The following is a 3,867-nucleotide window of genomic DNA, read 5'->3' on the forward strand; positions in this document are numbered from 1 at the left end:
GCCCGGCGGAGGAGAGAACGAGCCGGTCGGCGCCGCCACCGAGATCGATGGTGGTGTTGCTGGCTGTGGTGCCGAGGGTGATGGTGTCGGCGCCGACGCCGCCGATGATGGTTTCGGTGTTGCTAACCGTAAGGGAGTTCAGCTCGGCGGAGACGAGGACGAGGCGGTCGAGTCCGCCGGACAGATCGACATGGACGTCCTGAATGACGCCCTTCAGCGTGATGTTCTCGCTACCGCTTCCGCCGGTGATGGTCTCCGCATTGGCGATGCTTCCGCTGTTGCCGCCATCAGCGAGCTTAAGAGAGTCTGCACCCGTGCCAAGGTCAGCATTAAGTTTGGCGGCTGGATTGCGCAGGATGATTGTGTCATTGCCTTCGGCGCCGACAACCGTACCACCATAGATGCCGGGGATAGTGACGGCGAACTGAGATTCAGAGGCGAAGTAGTCGGCGCTAGTGAAGGGAGGGCTCTCCGCGGCGAGAGAGCGGTAGGCCTGGGCGGCGGCTTCATCGCCGGTCAGCAGGTAGATGCCGGCGAGCGTCGACATCGCGAGGCGGCCGTAATAGCCCTGGCTCTGCGACCAGCCGTCGCCGTTAGACCAGTTCTGTGCTGCCGTTTTGAGGCCGATCTCTGCCCAAGTGGTGTAGACACGGTTGGTACTCGGATCGCTAATGGCGAGCAGGTTCGTCGCGCCGTCAAAGAAGCTGAAGCCCTTTTCCTCCGCACCGAATCGACCGATCAGAAAGTTCTTCGCCCAATTCAAATAGTTCATCGCATCGGCATTGCCCCGCGAGGCTGCGGAGATCACTGTTGAGGCGAAAAAGTCCTGTTGCCACGGCGGCATAGCGCCTGCGACGCCGTAGGATCCTGGCAGCCAGCCATGCGCCTCACCCTGCATGACGGTCCATTCGGGAATTTTAGAAACGAGCCACTTCCAGTTGGCGTCCGAGGCCTTCTGCAACCAAGCCTTCTCTGGCGTACCGTCAGGCGTGGACCAGAGTGCGTTCTCGATCTCGCGCATGCCCCAGGCCGAGGCGCGGACCTGCTGGTTGGCTATGATGAAGCCGTCAGCACCGCGGGTATAGGGCCAAACCGAGGTGAGATTGTAGCCAGCCTGAGCCTGGAGGTTGTCCAGCAACCAGCGCTCACCGGTCAGGATGTAAGGCACGAACGAAAATTCGGGCTGGTGCGAGTTGGCTGGCTTCCAACCGGACAGGATGTCCGCGAGCTGGGTCGGTCCGGTCGCATTGAGATTGCCGGCGGTGCCAACGCCGCCGCGCCCATCCATCCATAGGTGAGGATAATCTGTCGGGTTCAGCCAAGTGCCAGTGGCAGCGCTGTAGTAGTTCCAAGGCACCGCGCCCGACACATCCGCCTGGTCCATGGCATAAGCTGCGGCGCGCGCATCCTGCGTCAGCAGCCAGGTGCTATTGGCCTGCGTGAGGATCCCGATCTCTGGCCGCCCGCCCGCATTGCCCATCGTTTGCAGGATGCCGTTCGCCGCCAGTGGATCGCCCCACCCGTCTCCCGCCATCTGTTGCGTCCAGCGGTCGAGCAGCGTCACCGGTGCGTCAAGCGTCAGGTCATACTCGGGCACTGCCCCGATCTTCGACAGCCGCGCCACGTCGTGCTGAATGTTCAACCAGCCCGAAGTCGAGCTTCCCAGCCCCTGCCCGCCATCAAGCCCATTGCTCGAGAATTCACGATGCCAGTTCTGATACTGTCCCTGGCTTACTGTCTCACGCATTACCACGGCGCCATCGAGGCGCGCGACCGCAGTGAAATCTACCCGGCCCCCGACGGCTTCCATAGCACGGTCGTTGTTAAACATGGCATCGACCGACAGGCCGCCATCCTTGTAAACTGTGACGTCGAAGACGAGACGTTGCGAGTTCTGGAGCGGGAGCTCGACACGTGCCTGAGTGGCTAGCCCGCCATGTTGCCAGAAGGAGGCGGCGCCGCTAACCAGAGCCTTCTGCAGTTCCGCCAGCACGTCGATCTGCTGGGGGGCGTGCCCTACGACTTCTAGCTCCACCACGAAGGAATGCGCGTTGATCGCCTGTCCGATATCGAGTGCCGGACCGGTCCCGACCGCGCCATCGGGTGCTCGGGCGAGCACTACATCGACCTTGGTACCAGCCATAAGGTCCGGCCGTTCGACTGACAGCACGGCCATTTTCACCGAGCCGTCCGTGTAGGTGGTCTTGACATCAAACTGAACCGGAACAAGTTTGTCGCCGATGCGCGCGACTAGACTGCCGCCAGGGCGCAACTCACCCTGCACGAAGCTCTGGCCAAAGGTGGTTATTCCGCCCTGAAGACGAGCTGCACCCGCATTTTGGAAGGTGAGGCTCGCAATATCGCCAGCGCCGAGTGGCGCGAGAGCGGGCGAGCTGATGGAGCCAGACATGCATACCTCAACGGGAATTGTGGGAGTTAAAAATCACCTTATCGACTAATAGAACTTAAACCGTTACCAACCTGTTGACGAACGCTGCCTGGGTTGCTTCTGCCGTCTGTAGTTTGCAACGGGAGATTTTGAATGCTCTTGGACGACAGCGGGGTCGCCGAGCAGAGTTGCTGACGGATAGGTCGGAGACGTTATGACAAAGAACGTGTAGAATCTAACAGCAGATCATTTAAGATAGATGTAATATAAATCGCGCATCCGACCATAAAACGAATAGGCAGTAATACCGAGCTTAGCCGTGACGGTTAAAATATCGCAACGAAATTGTTGCAAGCAAATAAACTATTTGCCTAAACGCCAATATAAATCAAAATGAATTTATTCAAATGGCAACATTTTGTCCTATTTTTCTGCAAATAGAGTTTCGTATTCAAGCAGCAACACTAACATTACAGTTGTGACTAGGGTGCGGCACGGTTCGATGAGACAGCCGACTGCGGTAGAGATCACCGCAACTGGCCTGCCCCCCTAGAAGTAGTCCGCCGGCTGTGAGAAGCCGGTGCGATCACGGAAGGGACGGCCATAGCAGGGAAGCGGAGCACACCGGAGCAGATCATCGCTAAACTGCGGCAAGTTGAGGTGCTAACGGCACAGGGCAAGCCAGTGGCCGAGGCGGTTCGGGTGATCGGGGTAACGGAGCCGACCTACTATCGCTGGCGGGCGGAATACGGCGGGTTGAAACTCGATCAGGTGAAACGGCTGAAGCAGCTCGAGGCGGAGAATGCCCGGCTGCGCAAGGCGGTGGCGGACTTGGCGCTGGAGAAGGTCATTCTGAAGGGTGCGGGGCACTGCCCCGCACCGTCGGGAAACTTCTGAGCGCCGCGTGTCGTCGGGCCTGCGTTGGGCATGTCACGACCAAGCTGGGCATCTCGGAACGGCTTGCCTGCAAGGTGCTGGGTCAGCATCGCTCGACGCAGCGCAAGGCGCCGAGCAGGCCGGACGACGAAGCGGCGCTGCGCGACGAGATCATCGCCCTGGCCAAGCTGTATGGGCGGTATGGCTACCGCCGAGTTACGGCGCTGTTGCGGGTGGCGGGCTGGTGCACCGATCCCAAGCGGGTTGAGCGCATCTGGCGGCAAGAAGGGCTGAAGGTGCCGCCGCGGCAGCCGAAGCGCAGCCGCCTCTGGCTCAACGACAACTCCTGCATCCGGCTGCGGCCGGCGCGCCCCAATCACGTGTGGGCCTACGACTTCGTCGAGGATCGTACCCGAGACGGGCGTAAGTTCCGCCTGCTCTGCGTGGTCGACGAGTTCACCCGCGAGGCGCTGGCCATCCGGGTGGCGCGGCAGCTCGGCTCGGCTTATACGCCTGGCCTCATTGAGTGACCTGTGCCCATGGTCGTGATGCGATGGCGGTGATGCGTTCGGGCTGACTGGTGAACCAATTCCAGGTCTCGG

The 3,867-nt window shown here is 60.6% G+C and carries 2 pseudogenes; one reads left to right on the plus strand and one right to left on the minus strand.

Annotated elements, in window-relative coordinates:
* Positions 1-2,410 (minus strand): annotated as a pseudogene (locus EP26_RS29990) (hypothetical protein); the annotation flags it as partial.
* Between the two features lie 582 nt (positions 2,411-2,992).
* Here EP26_RS29990 and EP26_RS30000 point away from each other — a divergent pair.
* Positions 2,993-3,768: pseudogene (locus tag EP26_RS30000) on the plus strand (IS3 family transposase); the annotation flags it as partial.
* Positions 3,769-3,867: the final 99 nt, after the last annotated feature.

Origin of the sequence: Belnapia moabensis DSM 16746 (genome assembly GCF_000745835.1) — a bacterium.
GTDB lineage: Bacteria > Pseudomonadota > Alphaproteobacteria > Acetobacterales > Acetobacteraceae > Belnapia > Belnapia moabensis.